The organism is Pseudoduganella plicata (assembly GCF_004421005.1).
GTDB lineage: Bacteria > Pseudomonadota > Gammaproteobacteria > Burkholderiales > Burkholderiaceae_D > Rugamonas > Rugamonas plicata.
On the sequence record NZ_CP038026.1, the window covers coordinates 5099283 to 5118727 of the forward strand.

The 19445-nt window shown below is 61.7% G+C and carries 19 protein-coding genes; 13 read left to right on the plus strand and 6 right to left on the minus strand.

Going from position 1 to position 19445, the window contains the following annotated elements:
- Positions 1-427: 427 nt before the first annotated feature.
- Positions 428-667 (plus strand): hypothetical protein, encoded by a 240-nt coding sequence (locus E1742_RS22470; RefSeq protein WP_134387326.1) that lies wholly within the window; start codon positions 428-430, stop codon positions 665-667.
- Between the two features lie 101 nt (positions 668-768).
- On the opposite strand, the gene E1742_RS22475 is transcribed toward E1742_RS22470, so the two are convergent.
- The 3 genes from E1742_RS22475 to E1742_RS22485 all read right to left on the minus strand — a co-directional run bounded on the left by E1742_RS22475 (position 769) and on the right by E1742_RS22485 (position 4114).
- A complete protein-coding gene (locus E1742_RS22475) occupies positions 769-1611 on the minus strand; it encodes a glycine-rich domain-containing protein (protein WP_134387327.1) in 843 nt (280 codons plus the stop codon).
- Between the two features lie 229 nt (positions 1612-1840).
- Complete coding sequence (locus E1742_RS22480; protein WP_503826308.1) at positions 1841-2563, minus strand: glycine-rich domain-containing protein; 723 nt, start codon at positions 2561-2563, stop codon at positions 1841-1843.
- A gap of 183 nt (positions 2564-2746) precedes the next feature.
- Positions 2747-4114, minus strand: a complete 1368-nt coding sequence (locus E1742_RS22485; protein WP_371860177.1) for a sensor histidine kinase — start codon at positions 4112-4114, stop codon at positions 2747-2749.
- A 77-nt stretch (positions 4115-4191) separates the two neighbouring features.
- Between E1742_RS22485 and E1742_RS27500 the strand changes: the two genes are divergently transcribed.
- Positions 4192-4563: a hypothetical protein gene (locus E1742_RS27500; RefSeq protein ID WP_503826301.1), complete on the plus strand. Its 372-nt coding sequence runs from the start codon at positions 4192-4194 to the stop codon at positions 4561-4563.
- 406 nt (positions 4564-4969) lie between these two features.
- On the opposite strand, the gene E1742_RS22490 is transcribed toward E1742_RS27500, so the two are convergent.
- Positions 4970-6733 carry a glutamine--tRNA ligase/YqeY domain fusion protein gene (locus tag E1742_RS22490; protein ID WP_134387328.1) on the minus strand — a complete coding sequence of 588 codons (1764 nt, stop codon included), beginning with the start codon at positions 6731-6733 and terminating at the stop codon, positions 4970-4972.
- 191 nt (positions 6734-6924) lie between these two features.
- Between E1742_RS22490 and E1742_RS22495 the strand changes: the two genes are divergently transcribed.
- The 9 genes from E1742_RS22495 to E1742_RS22530 all read left to right on the plus strand — a co-directional run bounded on the left by E1742_RS22495 (position 6925) and on the right by E1742_RS22530 (position 15067).
- On the plus strand, positions 6925-7218 hold the full coding sequence (locus tag E1742_RS22495) for a J domain-containing protein (protein WP_134387329.1): 294 nt from the start codon (positions 6925-6927) through the stop codon (positions 7216-7218).
- Between the two features lie 22 nt (positions 7219-7240).
- On the plus strand, positions 7241-7747 hold the full coding sequence (locus E1742_RS22500; protein ID WP_134387330.1) for a hypothetical protein: 507 nt from the start codon (positions 7241-7243) through the stop codon (positions 7745-7747).
- The gene (locus tag E1742_RS22505; protein WP_134387331.1) at positions 7747-8532 is read left to right on the plus strand and encodes a hypothetical protein; all 786 of its coding nucleotides are present in this window, start codon (positions 7747-7749) and stop codon (positions 8530-8532) included. Before E1742_RS22500 ends, E1742_RS22505 begins: the two co-directional genes overlap by 1 nt.
- Entirely contained in the window at positions 8532-9401 is an 870-nt protein-coding gene (locus tag E1742_RS22510) for a hypothetical protein (RefSeq protein WP_134387332.1), read from the plus strand. Before E1742_RS22505 ends, E1742_RS22510 begins: the two co-directional genes overlap by 1 nt.
- 274 nt (positions 9402-9675) lie before the next feature.
- On the plus strand, positions 9676-11370 hold the full coding sequence (locus E1742_RS26945; RefSeq protein ID WP_229466254.1) for a type VI secretion system Vgr family protein: 1695 nt from the start codon (positions 9676-9678) through the stop codon (positions 11368-11370).
- Positions 11276-12421: a DUF2345 domain-containing protein gene (locus tag E1742_RS26950; RefSeq protein WP_229466876.1), complete on the plus strand. Its 1146-nt coding sequence runs from the start codon at positions 11276-11278 to the stop codon at positions 12419-12421. Before E1742_RS26945 ends, E1742_RS26950 begins: the two co-directional genes overlap by 95 nt.
- Positions 12418-14082, plus strand: a complete 1665-nt coding sequence (locus E1742_RS22520) for a hypothetical protein (RefSeq protein ID WP_134387333.1) — start codon at positions 12418-12420, stop codon at positions 14080-14082. Before E1742_RS26950 ends, E1742_RS22520 begins: the two co-directional genes overlap by 4 nt.
- 2 nt (positions 14083-14084) lie before the next feature.
- Entirely contained in the window at positions 14085-14678 is a 594-nt protein-coding gene (locus tag E1742_RS22525; RefSeq protein ID WP_134387334.1) for a hypothetical protein, read from the plus strand.
- A gap of 143 nt (positions 14679-14821) precedes the next feature.
- Positions 14822-15067, plus strand: a complete 246-nt coding sequence (locus E1742_RS22530; protein WP_189568731.1) for a PAAR domain-containing protein — start codon at positions 14822-14824, stop codon at positions 15065-15067.
- A gap of 276 nt (positions 15068-15343) precedes the next feature.
- On the opposite strand, the gene E1742_RS22535 is transcribed toward E1742_RS22530, so the two are convergent.
- Positions 15344-16243 carry a LysR substrate-binding domain-containing protein gene (locus E1742_RS22535; protein ID WP_134387336.1) on the minus strand — a complete coding sequence of 300 codons (900 nt, stop codon included), beginning with the start codon at positions 16241-16243 and terminating at the stop codon, positions 15344-15346.
- A gap of 96 nt (positions 16244-16339) precedes the next feature.
- Here E1742_RS22535 and E1742_RS22540 point away from each other — a divergent pair, with 96 nt between their 5' ends.
- Together E1742_RS22540 and E1742_RS22545 are read left to right on the plus strand one after the other, a co-directional pair.
- Positions 16340-17554: an MFS transporter gene (locus E1742_RS22540; protein WP_134387337.1), complete on the plus strand. Its 1215-nt coding sequence runs from the start codon at positions 16340-16342 to the stop codon at positions 17552-17554.
- Positions 17555-17656: 102 nt separating this feature from the next.
- Entirely contained in the window at positions 17657-17983 is a 327-nt protein-coding gene (locus E1742_RS22545; RefSeq protein WP_134387338.1) for a hypothetical protein, read from the plus strand.
- A gap of 211 nt (positions 17984-18194) precedes the next feature.
- On the opposite strand, the gene E1742_RS22550 is transcribed toward E1742_RS22545, so the two are convergent.
- Positions 18195-19439, minus strand: coding sequence for a CaiB/BaiF CoA transferase family protein (locus tag E1742_RS22550; protein WP_134387339.1), 1245 nt, complete (start codon positions 19437-19439; stop codon positions 18195-18197).
- Positions 19440-19445: the final 6 nt, after the last annotated feature.

Here is a 19445-nt window from a genome sequence, read left to right on the forward strand (position 1 = left end):
CTGGATATAGCGTTTGGCAATACTGGAGGGGCGTACCTTTGCGCCGCAACCATCGTGGCAACGGTTGTTGCGGCTAACGTAGGCGGACACGATCAGGATGGCGTATGGACGCACACCGGTATGCGGACCTGCGGCAGGCGGCAGTGCTCGCCGAACTGGCGGCAGCCACGCTGCTGGCCTGGTGCACGGCGTTCGTTCCAAAGGCGGGACAGTCAGAAAAATTGACAGGACAATTACCTAGCACAACAAATCGGGTTAAAATCTCACACATTGTCACAATCGTCGCTCCAGGCTGGCCCTGAACGGCGATGGTGGAACCCGGGTAATGCAAGGCGCGGCGCTTTGCGCCATGCCAGGGGACACCGTTGCTGAAATTTGTCTGCCCGTGTCGTACTCCACGAGCGCGACCGCTAACCCAAGATTGAAAATGCTACTGAAAGAACTGACGTCCTCGCCGACGTACAACCCGAACCGCGTCCTGGACGCCATCATGGAAAAGCTGCAGCTGAAAACGGACGCCGCGCTGTCGCGCGCACTGGAAGTGGCGCCGCCCGTCATCAGCAAGATCCGGCACAACACGCTGCCGATCGGCGCGACCATCCTGATCCGCATGCACGAGATCAGCGAGTTCAGTATTCGCGAGCTGCAGGAGTTGATGGCGCACTGAGCACTGAGCACTGCGCGATGTGCAAAAGGCCGGCACCTGGATCCAGGTGCCGGCCTTTCTACTTTGAAATCCTCATTTTGAGGTATTTGACGCCGTCGGAATCACTCAGCGTTGATGCGCGGGCGGGCGTTGTAAAACGCGTCCTGCACCGACGGGGCGGCCTGCACGCGTCCCGAGAACGCGGTCTTGTCCGCCACGCGTCCGGAGAACGCCGCTACATTGTCCGCACTGATGCGCCCGGAGAAAGCAAGCTTTGCCGCAATCGTGGGCTCGGCGACGCGGCCGGAGAACCCGGTGGCGGCGCTGATCCGGCCGGAAAACGCGGTCTGCCCGGCAACCCGGCCGGAGAACGCCGTCTGTTCGCTGATGCGGCCGGAAAACGCGGTTTGCTCGGCAACCCGTCCCGAGAATGCCGTCTGCGCGCTGATCCGCCCGGAGAATGCGGTCTGGTCCGTAACCCGTCCCGAGAACGCGGTCGCTTCGCTGACCCGCCCGGAAAACGCCGTCTGTTCGGCAACGCGGCCCGAAAATGCCTGCGCCGGCGTTTCGGCACGGGCGCCGATGCCATAGGGCTCGCCGAACGTGCTTTCGTACAGTTCCTTCATCCGCTGTCCCACGCGCTCGTGCGCCGCCTCGTCGTCCTCGCCGCGCAGTCCGATGTACGGGAAGTGGTGCAGGAAGTAGCCAAACACGGCCTCGCAGTCGATGGCGTATTTCATCGTATCGAGGATGTGGTAGTGCCAGAAGATGTCGACGTCCATCAGCGGTGCCGTCTGTTCCTGCGGGAACATCTTCATCAGGTACAGGAAGCGGCGGTACTCGAACTCGACAGCATTGGCCTTCTCCAGCGACCAGCCTTCGCCGGACTCGACGTGCATCAGCTTGACCTTGATGGGTTCCAGGTCGAGGGCCGCGATTGGGTTGAAGTGTTCGGTAGAAAACATGCGTGATGACCTTTACTCGAGGTGGGCACAGGCATTGTCCTGGCCAGCGTGGCCGGATGCCGGGGGAAGTGAAACGGGCGTGTTGATTCGCATCAACTCAAACTAGTATATTGAAAGTCGCTCTGATTACAAGCGGCAAGTTCTATCGTGCGCACGCAACGAATGTGGCTGTAGAGGAGAGCGATAGCGGAAACCAGAACCGCTGTTGCGGTTCCGGTACAACAGGACTTCAGGCAGCGTGGGTCAGACGCGGCCGTTGCGCGTAGAACTGATCGGCAGGCACCTGCGCTACGGGCATGGCGGACGAGGCCACCTGAGGCGAGCCGGAAAACGCTGCCGATGCCCGTCCCGCGGGCGCACCGGAGAACGCGGCACGGGCCGCGCCCGCCGGCGCACCGGAGAACGCTGCCTGCGTCCCGGTCGCGGCACCGGAAAAGGCGACCTGCTCGCTACCGGCAGCGGCGCCCGAGAATGCCACCTGCGCACTGCCGGTCGCGGCACCAGAGAACGCCGTGCGCATCCGCGCGGCAGGCGCGCCCGAGAAGGCGATCTGTTGCCCGCCTCTTGCCGCGCCCGAGAATGCGGTCCGCGCCGCCGCGCCGGAAAATGCCGTGCGCACGCCGTCGGCAGGCGCGCCGGAAAACGCGGCAGCGGCCCGGCCCGCATGGATATACGGCTCGTTGAACGTCGCTTCGTACAGTTCCTTCATGCGTTCGCCAACCCTGTGGTGTGCCGCCTCGTCCTCCTCGCCGCGCAGGCCGATGTAGGGGAAGTGGTGCAGGAAGTAACCGAACACGGCCTGGCAGTCAGCGGCGTATTTCAGCGTATCGAGGATGTGATAGTGCCAGAACGTGTCGACGTCTTGCAGCGGTGCGGTCTGTTCCTGCGGAAATTTCTTCATCAGGTAAAGGAAGCGCCGGTATTCGAATTCGACGGCATTGGCCCGTTCCAGCGACCAGCCTTCTCACGATTCCTCGTGCATCAGCTTGACTTTGATGGGTTCCAGATCCAACTCGGCAATCGTATCGAAATCGTTCGTGTCCATAATCGTATCCTTTCGTGGTTGGGAGTGCAGGCAAATCTTTTTCTCAGGCGTCTCGGCACGTCTGGTAACGCAACAGCTGGGAAAAACTCGTCAATGCTCGGCGAACTGGCTGATAAACGGCGGCAGCGCTCCCCGGTACGCGACGGGGACGGAGACCGTGATGGTGGTGCCCCCGTCCGGAATGCTGCTGATCGCGCACGTCCCGCCCAGCAGGTTGATGCGCTCCTCAATACCGACGAGCCCGAACGAGCCCGTCTTGTTCCGGCTGGCCGCCTGCAGGCCGACGCCGTTGTCGGTAATGCTCATCTGCAGCAGGCCTTGCTGCTGGTGCAGCTCGACCTTCACCCGGGTGGCCTGCGCATGCTGGCAGATATTGCTGAGCGACTCCTGCAGCACGCGGAAGAAGGCCGTGGCGCAGCGGTCGTCGATATCGACGTCGCCGCCGTGTTCGATCAGCTCGCAGTCGATGCCCGAACGCTTGCGGAACTGCGCCACCTGCCACTCCACGGCGGCGTTCAGGCCAAGGTCCAGCACGTTCGGCCGCAGATCGTTGATGATGTGGCGCACGCTGCGGATCGTGTTGTCGATCTGGTTCAGGGTGTAGCGGGCGCGTGCATGCAGGTAGGGATGACGCTTGGCAGTGCGGGTGGCGAGGATGTCCGCTTCGATCCGCAGCGCCAGCAGGTTCTGGCCCAGATCGTCATGGATCTCGCGGGCGATACGCTTGCGCTCCTCTTCCTTGATCTGGTCGGCATGCGCGGCCAGCCGGCGCAGGCGCTGGTGCGACAGCTGCAGCTTGGCCTGGCTGTCGCGCAGCTCGCGCGTCATGGCGCGGGCAATCTTCAGCGCCCGTTTGCGCGACGAGGCCAGGGTATGGAACAGCGCATACAGCAACAGGCAGCTGATCGTGCCCGTCAGTCCGGCGAGGACCGGCAGGTAGGCATCGAAGCGTGTGTAAAGCGCGGCCTTCGGGGCGCTGAAGTAGGCCGTCCACACACGGCCGTTGAAGTCGATGGGCAGCATGTGCTGGAACGTCCGGTCCGGCGCTTCCAGCCGGGCCGAATCGGCGCTGTCGAACAGCAGCTGGCGCGTTTCGTCGACCGTGCCGGCGCTATCGGGAACGCGGCGCCCCACGTCGTACAGCTGCAGCCGGACATTGGGGACCGGCATCTCGTCCAGCGCTCCCTGCAGCAGGCGCGGCACGCTGAAACCGATGCCCACCGAACCCATGTACGCCGTGCGGCGCTGCAGAATCGTGTCGAGCGGCATGCCAGGGTAGTACAGGGGCAGGCGCATGCCCAGATCGGCGCCGTGGGGCCGCGCCATGATGCCGATCGGGCGGCCCGACGAGGCCAGTTCGCCGGTGTCGCGCGAGCGCGCCAGGGCGGCGGCCACGTGCGGCTTGCCGGATAGATTGACCCCGTATTTTTCCTCGAAGCCGCCGATGGGTTCGAGCATGGCCAGCACCTCGTAGGTGGGATAGCGCGTGCCAGGCTTGATCGCAAAGGGGGATACCCGTCCGCCGAGGCGCCGTTGTGACGCATGGACAGTTCGAACCCGGCCCGCTCGTCGTCGCGCACGTAGCGGGCGAAATTGATGTTGTCGATGGCAGGGAAGTTATGGGGCAGGTCGAGGCCGCGGACGAAACGGTGGAAACTGGCACGGGAAACGTCGTCATCGGCCTGGAAGAAGCTGGCCGTGGCGCGCAGCACGTCCGTATAGGTCTTGATGCGCGACGCGATGCTGAACTGGGCGGTACGGGCATGGTTGCTGAAGCGCTGGCGCGCGTCGGTTTCGATCGAGCGGGCCGCAGCGCCGTAGAACAGCGCACCCGCAGCCAGCGACAGCAGCACTCCCGGCCACCAGCGCGGATTTTTCGGAAGCGCATGCCCGATCGGGCGGAATAATGCGTGCATGATCAGAACCCTCTTTGTGCTGCCATTAATATAAGAATGGTGCTGGTGCTTCGTCAAGTAGCGTTCGAGATTTACGACCAGAAGTTATTCAATCTGGTAGACCGATACATAATACCGTTGCATTCATTGCTCAGTGGGTGCAAAGGCTATTAAAGTGATACCAGAAAAGCGGTGTGTACGCATAGCTGTCATTCTTGCCAGCGACAGTGCCTCGATGTAACAGCGATTACCGGATACCGATCGCATAGGGTCGCAAGGCGCAAGCGATATTCGCGCCGGATATGCCGCTGGCGCAAAAATAAATAAATACGGCAGCGATAATCAGATCCGAAAAGCCGTTTTTCCGGAACGAAAAAAAACCGCCGATCGGCGGTTTTTTTTTGCGTATGAAAATGCTTTATTTGGTGCCCCAGCTGTCCTTCAGCGTGACGATCCGGTTGAATACGGGTTTGCCCGGCTGCGAATCGACGCGGTCGGCCACGAAATAGCCGTGCCGCTCGAACTGGAAGCGCTGTTCCGCCTGGGCATCCTTCAGGCCCGGCTCCAGGTAGGCCGTAATGACCTCCTTCGAGTGCGGGTTGAGGAACTGCTTGAAGTCCTTGCCGCCCGAATCAGGCTGCGCGTCCGTGAACAGGCGGTCGTACAGGCGTACTTCCGCAGCCAGCGCGGCAGCGGCGCTGACCCAGGTGATGTTGCCCTTGACCTTGTAGTTGTTGGCGCCGTCCGTACCGGACTTGCTGTCCGGGAAATAGTTGACGTGCACGGCCGTGACTTTGCCGTTCTCGTCCTTGTCATAGCCGATGCACTCCACCACGAAGCCGTATTTCAGGCGCACGCGCGCGCCGGGCTGGCCGTCGACGGGCGGGTAGAAGCGGAAGTAGCCCTTGGTCGGCACTTCCATGAAATCCTCTTCCTCGATCCACAGTTCGCGGGTGAACGGGAACGTGCGGTTGCCCAGCTCCGGATGGTGTGGGTGGACAGGCGAGCTGCACTCGACGCTGTCATTGGCGTCGAAGTTGTCGACGATCAGTTTCAAGGGTCGCAGCACGGCGATCGCACGCGGCGCCTTCGGGTCGAGATCCTCGCGCACGGCGCCTTCCAGCACGCCGTAGTCGATCCAGCCGTCCGACTTCGTCACGCCGGTGCGCTCGGCCATCAACTGAATGCCTTCCGGCGTGAAGCCGCGGCGGCGCATGCCCACCAGCGTGGGCAGGCGGGGGTCGTCCCAGCCGTCGACGATGCATTCTTCCACCAGCTGGCGCAGCTTGCGCTTGGACGTGACGATGTAGGTCAGGTTCAGGCGCGCGAACTCGTACTGCTTTGGCACGGGCTGCCGGAAGAAGCCGCCTTCGGCCAAGGTGGCCAGCAGCCAGTCGTAGAACGGCCGGTGATCCTGGAACTCCAGCGTGCAGATGGAATGGGTAATGTTTTCCAGCGCGTCCGAGATCGGGTGCGTGTAGTCGTACATCGGGTAGATGCACCACTTGTCGCCGGTGCGGTGGTGATGTGCGTGGCGGATGCGGTAAATGGCCGGATCGCGCAGGTTCATGTTCGGCGATGCCATCGCGTCCTCACTGATCTTCGCGCGCAGGATATGTTCGCCGTCGGCGTATTTGCCGGCTTTCATGTCGCGGAACAGCTGCAGCGATTCCTCCGCGGGGCGGTTGCGGAACGGCGAATTGGTGCCGGGCGTATTGAAATTGCCGCGGTTGGCCGCCATCTCGTCGGCGCTCTGGCTGTCGACGTAGGCGAAACCGGCCTTGATCAGGTATTCCGCCATCTCGTACAGCCGGTCGAAATAATCGCTGGCATAGTACAGGTGCGTGCCGGCGCCGACGGGGCCCTTGTGTTCCCAGTCGAAACCCAGCCATTTGACGCTGTCGATGATGGAATCGACGTATTCCTGCTCTTCCTTCGCGGGATTGGTGTCGTCGAAGCGCAGGTGGCAGCGGCCCGCGTAATCGCGTGCCAGGCCGAAATTCAGGCAGATCGACTTGGCGTGGCCGATGTGCAGGTAGCCGTTCGGCTCCGGCGGGAAGCGGGTAATGACGGACGGCAGGCCTTCGCGCTGATAGGCGCCGGTTGCCAGGTCTTGTTCAACGATGTTACGCAGGAAATTCGGTGCGGGAGCGGCAGTGGCGGCGGTTTTGTCGTTGCTCATGTAAAAAGACGGTAATTGGAGTCGAATAGCGGGCATTTTACCGTACACGCGAGCAGCCGTCGGGACGGCGCTCGCATTTATATAGGATAATTCGCCCTTACGCCTGGAGATACCGCCGGGGCGGGGGCGGCAGCAAGAATGCGCGCACCCGCTACCGCGGCTCCACGCATTCCGGACGACCCAGGAGAATTATGGACAATTTGTACAACGTGCTCGGTGTCGCGCCCAATGCGTCGGACGACGAAATCAAGAAGGTCTACCGCTCGCTGGCAATGCGCTTCCACCCGGACCGCAACCCCGAGCGGGGTGCTGCAGCGCGCTTCCAGGGCATCGCCAAGGCTTACGAGGTGCTGTCCGACCCCGTCAGGCGCGAGGAATACAACCAGAGCCTGAACCACCGCATCATCATCGACCCGGAAGCCGAAGCTTACCAGCTGTGGCGCTCCGTGTTCGGTTTGCATGGCGTGGCGCTGCCGGCCGAATGACGATCACACTAGAAAGCAAGCAATGAGAAAAGTACACCCCGAGTTCGCCTACCAGTCGCGCGAACTGGCTGCCCAGATCGAAGGCATCCTGGGCGACCCGCCCGACCGCAAGAATTACCAGAAGATGCTGGACGCGCTGATGGACGAGTACGCCAACGGCGGCGGCATTGAAGACCTGAACATGATGGCGTTCGCCCTGGTGGACGTCATCGAGTTTACCGACCCGAAAGCCATCCTGGCGGACGCGGGCGACTACGAGTACGGCGACCCGGCCCGCGTGTTCGCGGCTGCCTCGTGCCCCGAAGGCAAGCCGGCGCAGATGCTGGCGGCGCTGGAGGAGAACCACCCGGACCTGGGACGCCAGGCCATCGTCACCGCCTTCCTGCACAAGCATCCGCGGCTGTGGGACGACGACGACATGTCGCTCGACCAGCTGGCCGAAGGCGATGAAGGCGATGACGACAACGATGATGAGGACATGGTGAGCGACGACTTCGCGCAGATGTTCGACCAGGAAGGAGAGAAGTAATGTCCGACGAAACGTCCAATAAGAATCTGCCGGCCATCAGCAAGCAGGTCACCGAGCTGGTGCTGGCCGGCTCGCTGAGCCACGCCGAACAGGCGTTTGCCGAAGCGGCCGAGCAGCACGGCGACCTGGTCGTCGCTGAAGTGCTGCAGAACATTCCGCCGCACGTGACGGCGCTGCACATGGCCGGCTTCGACGGCGGCAAGATGTCGCTGGCGACCCTGCTGGTGCCACCGAAAGCGTGGGCCGACAGCCTGGCCTATATCGCCGCGACGTGGAACGAAGACATGATCGAGGACGACCCGGAGCGCATCGCCGAGTCGCTGTTCGCGCACATCCATGGCGTGGTCTTCGCCACGGACGACGAGGAGCGACGCAACGAACTGCTGCAGGAAGCGTCCGCCACCGACTGGGGCTGCACGGCGTTCGCGACGGTGTTCTCGCTGGCGCCGAAGGAAGTGATGGAGCTGGCCGGCGAGATCATCTCGAAAGGGCAGTACATCACGGCGCAGACGGGGTCCGACAGCGATATCGCGCCGCTGGCCGTCGCATTGGCCAAGGCCAGCGAAGATGGCTGGGACCGCGCGCTGTTCGAGCTGTTCCCGGAATTCCGCCACAGCGCCGACCTGGCCGATGCCGAGTTCTCCGACGACCCGGACGAGGAACAGCCATTCATGCAGCGTTCGACGAAAGAGCTGCTGTACCGCATGCGCAAGCAGGTACCGAGCACGCGCAACGCCAGCGGCCGCACGGGCCGCCGCAGCCTCGGCTCGGGGATCTTCAGCTGATGCTGCCGGCACTCGTAGGGGAAAACCTGCCGCGGCTGACGCGTGCGATCAAGCTGCTGGTGGGGACGAACGACGATACCGCCGTGGTGCTGGCCGACGAGCTGGCCGGCATCACGGCCATGGTGGCGGAAAAGTTCACCAACAACCGGACATCCGAAGGCATCCAGAAGGCCGTCAACCTGACGGTAGGCGGCGTCTCGCTGGGCCTGGAAAACGTGCTCACCATGGACAGCGACGAGCAGGCGCTGGACTACCTGGTCGACAACGGCGCCGAAGCCGCGTTCCAGGCGGGCTTTCGCCAGCTGAAGGATTTGGCAGCCATGCCGGAGGACACGCTGGTGGGCGAGTACGACCAGGACCCGGTCTACGCCCAACGCCGCCTGCGCGACATCTTCTTCGACATCTGCCTGACGGACCCGAACCAGAACTGGGACGGCCCGGCACGCTACCAGCAGCAATTGAAGCAGCGCCAGGAAGCGCAGGCCATCGTGCGGCTGGCGTCCTGGATGCGCCGCCACAACAGCGAAGGTCCGATCACCGACACCGACCTGAACGCCGAAGGCGTCATTGCGCTGGCGATCATCTTCGCGGTCGAAGGCGGCGGGCGTATCGTCGCCCGCACGGGCCAGAAGGAATTCGAGCGCTTCGTCAAGTCCGTGCGCAAGAACAAGCCGGACTACGAAGCGGGCTGGGCCGCGCTGGCCGCCGCCGTCCCCGCACAGCACCACCCGGTACTGCTGCACCGCATCGACCTGTACCGCCGCACCTGTACGGTACTGCAGCACATCCCCGGCCGCACGGCCATGAAGACGCTGTTTGCCGAGCTGGAGAATTATGCCGGGTCGGAGTTGGAAGCGGACTACGACTGATACAACCGGGACAGACGCCTGGTTTGAGTAATGTTTCTTTAAAACCCGGGCTTGTCCCGGGTTTTTATATTGCAACGCCGGCGCTGACCAAGGGTACGAACGGACTTCGATTAAGGTCAATCGAATGCTCTGCTGTGGATCATGGACGAGCCGATACCTCTGCGATATAATCTATGGTTGCAAAATTTATAATTCGCACAGTTTAAAGCGTGGCAGGTGTCATTTCCTCGGCAACGCCGCCCGTGCACACGACAAACCAAGGAAGTTTCTGAGCATGACTGATATGAGCACGCCATCCTTCCCCGCCACGGCCATGGTCGGCCAACAAGATCGCCTTCTACAATTGACGACGCCTCTGGGCGAGGACGTTTTTTTGCCACAACGCGTCGTGGCGCACGAACGGCTGGGTCGTGGGTATGAATATACCGTGGACTGCCTGTCTGTCCGTGACGATATCGAACTGAAAAAGCTGATTGCACAGCCGGTGACGTTGTGGATACAGCAGGACGATCGCAGCTATAGTCCCGTCCATGGCTACATCCACATGGTAAAGCGCCTCGGCAGCGACGGGCAGTTCGTTGCGTGCCAGCTGGCCTTTTCTCCCTGGCTGCATTTGCTGAGATTTCGCAGGGATGCCCGGATCTGGCAGGACAAGACGGCCGACGACATCCTTGCGGATGTATTCAACGTACATCCTCAGGCGCAGGGCAACTTCCGTTTCGACGTTCGCGATCCTGCGGTACCCCGTTCTTATTGCACGCAGTATGAGACGGACTGGCATTTCGCCCAGCGTCTGATGGAAGAGGAAGGCTGGTACAGCTATCACGAACAGAAGCCCGATGGTTCGGGCCATATTCTCGTGATTACCGATACACCGGATCAGCTTAAACCGGTTACTGGCGAAAGTATTTACTTTCACCACGGCGGTACCGAAGACGAAGTGCACAAGATCGTTCACTGGAGTGCTGACCGCAGCCTGGCTCCCAGCCAATATTCCGCCAGGACGAACGACTACAAGGCGCCGAACGCATTAAAACACACGAATACTGCGGTACGGCACGAGCATGGAGATTTGCCGGCCCAGCTGGAGGTATATGAATATACCGGCGCATATACATATTCGAATCACGAACAAGGCGACCGGCAGTCGCGGCTGCGTGTCGAGCAATGGGAATCCAGCATGAAGCGGTTTTGTGCCGTGTCGGGCGTGCGCTCCCTGTACGCTGGCGCATGGTTCACGCTGGAAGATCATCCGGCACATCAGGCTGACTCGCCCGACGACCGGGAATTCATGATCGTTGCGCTCGACTGGAGCATTGAGAACAATCTACCGTTCTCCCATCAGGTCAAGAGCTTCCCCGGCAGTCTCGCAGCGGAGCTGGAGGCTTTCAAGACGGCCATAGGCCGAACACAGGTCCGGCGCGCCGAGGCAACCAACGTCCATACGGGGCACTGTTTTAATCGGATGGAAGTCCAGCGCCGTAAGGTGCCGTTTCGCAGCCCCTTCGAGCATACAAAGCCCATACTGCATCCGCAGACAGCCATCGTGGTCGGACCCGCCGGCGAAGAGGTGTACACGGATCACCTCAACCGCGTAAAGGTCCAGTTCCGCTGGGACCGGCAGAATCCCGGCGACGAGCGCGCGTCTTGCTGGGTGCGTGTCAGCTATCCGAATGCCGGACAGGACTGGGGCGCCCTCCATGTGCCGCGCATCCGTCAGGAAGTAATCGTGACGTTCCTCGATGGCGATGCCGATCGCCCTGTGATTACGGGCCGCCTGTACAACGAGGAACAGACGCCGCAATGGCATACGGATGGCGTACTTTCCGGCCAAGTCCAAGGAGTACAAGGGCAGCGGTTTCAACCAGCTGGCGCTGGACGATACGACGGGACAGAACCGGGTCCACCTGTACAGCACCAATACCAATGCTCAGTTGAATCTGGGGTATCTCGTTTCGCAGACCGGTAACAAGCGCGGAAATTTCTACGGATCCGGTTTCGCGCTCTGCACGGACGATTTCGGTGCCATCGTTACGCACAAGGGATTGTATCTCAGCACCCATGGCCGTCCCGGCCCGCAAGGTACACAGATGGATGCTACGGAAGCCACCAGCCAGCTGAAGGCGGGCGCGGCGCTGACCAAAAATCTGTCCGACACCGCATCCAGGGCCGGTGCGGAGCCACTGGTCGGCCAGGAGGCGCTGAACACTTTTATCGATGCCACGCAGGATCGGTATGAGGGCGATGGACAAGGCGGTGCGAACCGGTTCAAGGAACCCGTACTGCTGGCAGGTTCCCCGGCCGGTATCGGGCTGGCCAGCGCCCAGGGAACCCATGTCCACGCCGGCGCGGAAGTAACGCTGTCGTCCGGCCAGGATACCAACATCGCGGTGGGCAAGAGTCTGCTAGCCAGCATCGCCGAGAAAATCAGCCTGTTTGCGTACAACGCAGGCATAAAACTCTTCGCCGCCAAGGGCAAGGTCGAAGTGCAGGCGCAAAGCGGCGACCTCGATCTGATCGCGGAAAAGGTGGTGCGCATGCTGTCGACAACGGCACGCATCGAAATTCACGCGAAGGAGGAAGTGCTGATCTCCGCAGGTGGGTCGTTCGTCAAGATCAACGGCTCCGGCATTACCAACGGCACCTCAGGTACCTGGACCGCTCAGGCGTCGATGCATACGATGCCGGGGCCGGTGACCAATTCGCATGTGATGCCGCACGTGCCGAAACCGGAACTGGAAAAGAACGACCTCGAGTTCCGTCACATGACGGACTGGGGCGAGCCGCTGGCCGGGGCGGCATACAAGGCAATCCTGAGCGACGGCAGTATCCGCAAGGGCATTCTGGATGCGGCAGGTATCGCGCGCATCAGCGGCGTGCCGCCGGGCGTGGGGGCAAAAATCGAATATGACTACCGGCCATTGCAGGCAAGTTCCACTGTCAGTACAGAGCTGGACGATGACGTGCATGAGTTACTGAACTGGGTTCCGGGTGGAACGGGCAAGAAGGGGCAGGCATGACCCAGCGCGCACCTGATCAGAATAATATTCTTGAAGATGCATGGGGCCAGGTCGTAGGCGGCATGGATTGGCTAAAATCGGTCCTGCTTGGCGAGTTCGCCGATCACCGCCCGCTGTCGGTCATCGTGGCCGACATGCTGGTCAGCTTCATTCCCGGCGTCGTTATCGTGACCAGCGCCCGCGACGCGGTCGCCGTCATCCTGCGACTGGCAAGGCACCCCGAGAAGCGCGACGACCTGTTGGAATGGGTGCTGCTTTCCGCCTGCATGATCGTCATTGCCCTGCCCGTCGCCATGGCGGCAGCAGGTCTGGCAGCGGCAGGCGTCGGCGCGATCGTCGGCGGCATTGCCGGCTCGGAACTGGGCGCGGCACTGCGCGCGGTCATGCTGCTGCTGATCAAGGAAGCGTCCAAGCTGGTCGAACTCGTGCAGTTCCTGCAAAAGTTCATCAAAGGCGACATCATCAAATTCCTTCGTGCGATCGACTTCGTCAAGTACGAGAAACCGCTGCTGCAAGCGCTGAACAAGCTGACCGGCAAGCTGGTGTCGATCGTCAAGTCCCTGCGCACCCACCTGGAAAGCCTGAGCTACTTCGATGCGGTCAAGGCGACGATCGCGAAGCTGAAACAGTGGGAAGATGCGTTCTATGAAGTGCAGCGAGCGGCAATACGGCAGATACCGAAAGCGCTCGCGGAATTGAACGTGCGGCTGGCGAAGGTGCTGACGCAGATGTTGCCAAAGGAGGCGCATACCGTTGCCGCTGGTGTAAGCGCAGACAAGAACGTCGTGGTTCCGCCGACGCGACAGCGCGTCAGGGATACGCCGGGTAATGTTCTTGCTCATACAGGCGAGGGCGCGCCTGCGGCGGGCGGCAAGGCGACAGGCAAGGGCGGTGCAAAGGCGAAGCCCAAGGCCGCAGCGAAAGCCGAGACGAAGCCGAAGCCGCCACTGAAGGACAAGCCTGAGCCGCCTCCGAAGCCGCCCGAGGGCACGAATACGAAGAAGCAGGTTGCTGCCGATGTCAAGGCGGCTGCGGACCGGGAGCGGATTACGCAGTTGTCGAATGAGGCGCTAGAAGCCGAAAAGCGGGGCGACACGGCGTTAAAGGATAAGAAGATCGGGGAGGCTCAGGATATATTACGACCGTATTTTCCTAAGAAGAACTCTAACGAAACATGGGATGAAGTTATAAAACGGCTGGATGTGGCATCACCCAAGGATGGGGCAGTTTTCTGGTCTGGAACTGCAAGGTTGGCGGATGATACCGGTAAACCAGACGCTGCGAGAGCATTTGCGGAGAAGATCGGCGGCGTGACGTTGGAGACGACGCCTGGTGGGCGGATCGTCGATGGTTGGAAAGAGATTAATGTTGATTATCCCTGGAACGAGAAGAATGGACCCCCGCCATTTGCAAGCGAATTGTGGCAAGGTATTTCAACAAACTATGCACAGTCCGCGACTGGGAATGTGAATGTTGTTCAGACCGCGGATAAATTGCGGGCAGATTATACCGTTTGGTATAACTTTGAGAAGGGTGAACTCATTAGTCGCAGAAGGAACGGGCTTGTGAATGATATAAATATTCACGTAGCAAATGCTGATTCGACGCTTACCACGCTGGGAAAAGATGAGGTCGAGGATCTATTGTTCTATAGGAAGTAATTATGAACGCGTATCAGAACTTCTTGAATTTTTTTTCAATGCACAATAAGGAGCGGCTAGATGGACTTACTGTTGCCTATTTTGATGCAATGACACAAGATGAAAAGGCGAGAGCATATGAGTATCTACTTGCACGGATAAAAACGGGCGGTGTCGAAGAAGATGTTAACGGTCTTTTTCTAGTGGACCCTAAGTTGGCCTATCAGGATGTCGCTAATCTCTTGAAATCAAATCAACTCGGCAGGGAAGCAATAATTGTTGGTGCAGGGCGCCTCTACACTGATTCTCAAGACCAAAATTTGATAAATATCTTCGTAAGCGCGATGTCCAGTCGGGAAAAACGTCTGCGTGAACTAGGGGCTCGCTATGTACCAGCGATCCCCGAGCCGGAGGTTGTGGGAAGTTTGCAAGGAATGATCAGGACCGAAACCGATAGGCGATTGCTTATTCAAGCGGCCACGAAGTTGTTGCAGTGTTGTAATGTTACTAGGCACACGGTTGGGACGAACCGATATATCGATCTATTTGACGGATTGTTGAGTGACGATACTGCTGTAAAGGAGCATTCTATCGCAAGCCTACATTCTTCTGTTTAATGCTTGGCTACATAGACAGCGGCGGTGCCTTGTATGTCGCACGCATACGAGCCGCTGAACAACCGCTGTAACGGCATCTCGAATCTTGGACGTTCTGCCGGTGCAATTTGAAAGGAAATATCGTGAGCTTGCCAATTGTTAGGATGGGGGATGCCACGTCACATGGAGGCCGTGTCGTGACCGCCTCGCCAACTCATACAATCGGAGGAATCGGAATAGCGCGTGTTGGCGACAAAATCGTTTGCCCGTTGCCTGGGCACGGCGTTAACATCATAGTCGAAGGCGCTCCAAACTATCTCATCAGCGGTCGTATGGTAGCGTTACATGGGCACCATGGCGCATGTGGTTGCACACTAATCTCCGGCCTCGTAACAGCAACACATGGGTAATGGAAGTCAATACAGATCAAGGGCGTGGAACTGAATACCTCCGGCAGGCACAGGGCGGCGGAGCTCTACGTATTTCAGGTTGGGCGGGAGGCAAGGGCTGGACGAACAATTCCTCAGCCATTTCCAGGGCATGACCACACGAGCTGTACAATAGATTCAGCTCGGCGAATCAGTAAGAAGTCTTCTACTCTGTGTCAGCGTGCGAGATGTTCCAAGTGACACTCGCGCATGGCTGGCCGACTGGCAGCGGGCCGCGCCTTGCTCGGCGCGGCTGCGTTATTGCAGACCCCGCGCCGCCCGTTCCGCCAACTCCACAAACGCCTCCACCCGGGGATTTCCATCCTCCACCCGCTGCGCCAGCATCATCGTCGTCATGGCCGCCGGATCGGCCAGCGGCCGGTAGACGACGCCCTCCATATTGATACGATCGAACGAGCTCGGCAGCACCGAGATGCCGATGCCCGCCGCAACGAGGCCGATGATCGTCGACGCTTCGCCCGCTTCCATCGCGATTTGCGGTACGAAGCCGGCTTCGCGGCACATGCGGAAGATCTGCGGGTAGATGCCCGTGCCGGCGTTCTTCGGGTACATCACGAACTGCTGGCCTGCCAGATCTCTAACCGCCACCGTTTCCTGCGCGGCCAGCGGCGAATCGGCTGGCAGTACGAGCCGCAGCGGGACGTGCTGCAGCGTGGTCAGGCGTACGGTGTCCGGCACGGCGACGGAAACCGAGCGGACGAAGCCCAGGTCCAGCTCGCGCGCCTCCAGCGCCGCCAGCTGCGGCAGTGTCGCCATCTCGTGCAACGTCAGCGCCACGCCGGGGAACTGCTGACGGTATTGGCGTATCACGGTGGCAAACAGCGGCGTGAAGGGCGTCGAGAAGGTGAAGCCGACGCGCAGTTCGCCAGCTTCGCCACGTGCCGCGCGGCGTGCCGTTTCCTTGGACTGCTCGGCCAGGGCCAGCATGCGGCGAGCGTCGGCCAGGAACAGCTTGCCCGCTTCCGTCAGGCGTACCCAGCGCTTGCTGCGCTCTAGCAGCAGGGTGCCCACTTCCGCTTCCAGCGCCTGGATCTGCTGGCTCAGCGGTGGCTGGCCGATGTGTAGCCGCTCGGCCGCGCGTGTAAAGCTCAGTTCTTCCGCGACGGCGACAAAATAACGTAGATGGCGCAGTTCCATGTTATCGCTTCAAAGTATTAATAACGCCTCAAATATATATTGGACAGTAATAGAACGCAAAACTAAGATCGTTCCACTGTCAGATCGAGGTTCATCATGTCCCGCATCGCCGTCGGTACCGCCGACTTCAAACGCACCAACCGCGCCATGTTCTTTGGCGGCTTCTCCTGCTTTGCCCTGCTGTACTGCGTGCAGCCGCTGATGCCGTTGCTGGCCCATGAGTTCGTGCTGACACCGGCGCAGAGCAGTCTGTCGCTGTCGATCTCGACGGGCGCGCTGGCGCTGTCGCTGCTGGTGTCGTCGGTCGTGTCCGACCGCTTCGGACGCAAGCCCATCATGGTCGCCGCCATGGCGATCGCGGCGTTGATGACACTGGCCTGCGCATTTGCCGACGGCTACCCGCAACTGCTGGCGATGCGTGCCTTGCTGGGCCTGGCGCTGGGCGGCATGCCTGCCGTGGCGATGGCCTATCTGGGCGAGGAGATCGAGCCGGCATCGCTGGGCCTGTCGATGGGGTTGTACATCAGCGGCAGCGCGTTTGGCGGCATGTTCGGCCGGGTGCTGGCGTCCACCCTGTCCGATTTCCTGTCGTGGCGGGTTGCAATGGCCGTCATCGGCATCGCCGGCGTCCTGGCCGCGGCCGAGTTCTGGCGCAGCCTGCCCGCTTCCCGGCACTTCCGGCGCGGGCCCGGCGGGCTGCGCGCTCTCGCTGGCGGCCTGCGCCGGCATTTCGGCGACGCGGGCCTGCCGTGGCTGTTCGCGCTGGCTTTCCTGCTGATGGGCTGCTTCGTCAGCGCCTATAACTATATCGGCTACCGGCTGCTGGGCACGCCATACGGGCTGCGCCAGAGTGTCGTTGGCGGCATCTCGTTCCTGTATTTGCTGGGCATTTTCAGTTCGGTGTGGGCCGGCAAGCTGGCCGACCGCCTCGGCCGCCGCGGTGTGCTGTGGCTGGTAATGTCCGTGATGGCGGCCGGTCTGGCGCTGACGCTGTCACATGCCTTGCCGCTGATCGTCCTCGGCATGGCACTGTTTACGTTCGGCTTCTTCGCCTCGCACTCGGTCACGAGCAGCTGGGTGGGACGGCGCGCCCGTCCGCCGCAGGCGCTTGCCTCTGCGCTGTACCTGTTCTTCTATTACCTGGGATCGAGCGTGGTGGGGTGGCTGTGCGGACACCTGTGGGCATGGGCCGGCTGGAACGGCGTCGTGTTGCTGCTGGGAACGCTGCTGGGCGGCGCCCTGTTGATCGCGCGGCGCCTGCGCAGCCTGATGCCGCTCGACCCGGCGGCATCGCTGGCCGCGGCCACTTGACGTTTGAGACGCGTCAAGCGGCAATCATCCGCCCGCAACTTGCGCACGGTGCCGCCCTCCAACGATCAGTGGCGCACGGGCGCCTTTCGATATGGAGGGATCATGTTGCCTGAACAGGAAATCCGAAGCCGTCTCAGCAGTTTGCAGCTTGCCGTGGGCCATGCCGCCCAGGCATTGTCCGCCGAGCGCCACCTGCCCGGCGAGTTGCGCGAATACATACAGCGGCTGGACCATCATTCGGATCGCATCACGGAGATCCTGGCGCTGCGCGACCCGCGCCGGATCGTCAAGCTGGTGGACGATATGGAACTGCTCGGGGCACGCGCCCGCCGCGTCTGCGCCAGCGGACTACCGCTGTCCGGGCAGATGAAGTCGGCTGTCAATCATATGTATAACGAGCTGGTCGAGTTCAAGCAGCGCCTGCATTGAGTCGGCGGCCGCGGCCAGGTTTTTGTCGGGTGACATGGGTGACACTCGCCCGGAGGCACGAGTGGCGCATGCCGGTTGGGACTGTAGTGTCGCCCGATGGGGCAAGCTGCCGGCGGCGGCCCGTATGCAATCGTCGGCAGTGCAGGCAGGTATCCGCGCGCCTGGCCTGCGTTGCCGCTGCCGCAAACCGCCGGGCCGTCAGCAGGGCAGGTTACAGCACGCCAGCCGCCCGCAGCGCCGCCAGCTCCTCCTCGCTACGCCCCAGCAGCTCGCGCAGCACCTCGTCCGTATGCTGCCCCAGCGTGGGCGGGGCCGTGCGCACGTCCGCCGGGGAGGCCGAGAGGCGCATCGGGCTGCGCACGAGCTTCGTGCTGCCGGCGGTAGGGTGGGGCACGTCGACCACCATGCCGCGCGCCTGCACCTGCGGATTCTTGTAGACGTCGGCCAGGTCGTTGATGGGGCCGCACGGCACGTTGACCGCTTCCAGCAGCGCGATCCATTCGTCGCGCGACTTCTGCAGCACCATGTCGGCCAGCAGCGGGACCAGCACGTCGCGGTTCTGCACGCGCAGCGGATTGGTGGCGAAGCGCGGATCCGCCGCCAGCTCGGCGCGGCCGCCGGCTTCGACGAATTTGACGTACTGGCCGTCGTTGCCGGTGGCGACGATGATGTAGCCGTCGGCACACTGGAACGTCTGGTACGGCACGATGTTCGGGTGCGCGTTGCCCCAGCGCTTCGGCGCCTTCCCGCTGTTGAGGTAATTGCTGCCCATATTGGCCAGCATGGCGACCTGCACGTCCAGCAGCGCCATGTCGATGTACTGACCCTCGCCCGTGCGGTCGCGGTGGATCAGCGCGGCCTGGATGGCAATGGTGGCGTACATGCCCGTCATCAGGTCGCACAGGGCCACGCCGGCCTTTTGCGGGCCGCCGCCGGGCAGGTCGTCGCGCTCGCCCGTCACGCTCATCAATCCGCCCATGCCCTGGATCAGGAAGTCGTAGCCGGCGCGGTGGGCATACGGGCCGTCCTGGCCGAAGCCCGTCACGGAGCAGTAGACGATGTCGGGCTTGACGGCTTTCAGCGACGCGTAGTCGAGACCATAGCGTTGCAGTTGCCCCACCTTGTAGTTTTCCAGCACCACGTCCGACTGCTGCGCCAGCTCGCGGATCAGGGCCTGGCCTTCGGCGGTCGAGATGTCGACGGTGACGGAGCGCTTGCCCCGGTTCGCGGCCAGGTAATAGGCCGCTTCGCGCGTATCGTTGCCGTCCGCATCCTTTGCATACGGCGGCCCCCAGGCGCGCGTGTCGTCGCCGGCGCCGGGCCGTTCGATCTTGATGACGTCGGCGCCCAGGTCCGCCAGGTTCTGCGAGCACCAGGGGCCGGCGAGCACGCGCGACAGGTCGAGCACGCGGATATGTCCCAAGGCTCGTGGCCCGGGAGTAGGAGTGGTTTGCATCGATGG

Excerpts from the sequence above, each read along its gene's own strand:
- E1742_RS22530 (WP_189568731.1), top strand. The coding sequence starts at position 14,822 with ATGGGGGATGCCACGTCACATGGAGGCCGTGTCGTGACCGCCTCGCCA.
- E1742_RS22485 (WP_371860177.1), bottom strand. The coding sequence starts at position 4,114 with ATGCTCGAACCCATCGGCGGCTTCGAGGAAAAATACGGGGTCAATCTA.
- E1742_RS22505 (WP_134387331.1), top strand. The coding sequence starts at position 7,747 with ATGTCCGACGAAACGTCCAATAAGAATCTGCCGGCCATCAGCAAGCAG.
- E1742_RS26945 (WP_229466254.1), top strand. The coding sequence starts at position 9,676 with ATGACTGATATGAGCACGCCATCCTTCCCCGCCACGGCCATGGTCGGC.
- E1742_RS22540 (WP_134387337.1), top strand. The coding sequence starts at position 16,340 with ATGTCCCGCATCGCCGTCGGTACCGCCGACTTCAAACGCACCAACCGC.
- E1742_RS22510 (WP_134387332.1), top strand. The coding sequence starts at position 8,532 with ATGCTGCCGGCACTCGTAGGGGAAAACCTGCCGCGGCTGACGCGTGCG.
- E1742_RS22470 (WP_134387326.1), top strand. The coding sequence starts at position 428 with ATGCTACTGAAAGAACTGACGTCCTCGCCGACGTACAACCCGAACCGC.
- E1742_RS22525 (WP_134387334.1), top strand. The coding sequence starts at position 14,085 with ATGAACGCGTATCAGAACTTCTTGAATTTTTTTTCAATGCACAATAAG.
- E1742_RS22545 (WP_134387338.1), top strand. The coding sequence starts at position 17,657 with ATGTTGCCTGAACAGGAAATCCGAAGCCGTCTCAGCAGTTTGCAGCTT.
- E1742_RS22535 (WP_134387336.1), bottom strand. The coding sequence starts at position 16,243 with ATGGAACTGCGCCATCTACGTTATTTTGTCGCCGTCGCGGAAGAACTG.
- E1742_RS22495 (WP_134387329.1), top strand. The coding sequence starts at position 6,925 with ATGGACAATTTGTACAACGTGCTCGGTGTCGCGCCCAATGCGTCGGAC.
- E1742_RS22500 (WP_134387330.1), top strand. The coding sequence starts at position 7,241 with ATGAGAAAAGTACACCCCGAGTTCGCCTACCAGTCGCGCGAACTGGCT.
- E1742_RS22520 (WP_134387333.1), top strand. The coding sequence starts at position 12,418 with ATGACCCAGCGCGCACCTGATCAGAATAATATTCTTGAAGATGCATGG.
- E1742_RS22475 (WP_134387327.1), bottom strand. The coding sequence starts at position 1,611 with ATGTTTTCTACCGAACACTTCAACCCAATCGCGGCCCTCGACCTGGAA.
- E1742_RS22490 (WP_134387328.1), bottom strand. The coding sequence starts at position 6,733 with ATGAGCAACGACAAAACCGCCGCCACTGCCGCTCCCGCACCGAATTTC.
- E1742_RS22550 (WP_134387339.1), bottom strand. The coding sequence starts at position 19,439 with ATGCAAACCACTCCTACTCCCGGGCCACGAGCCTTGGGACATATCCGC.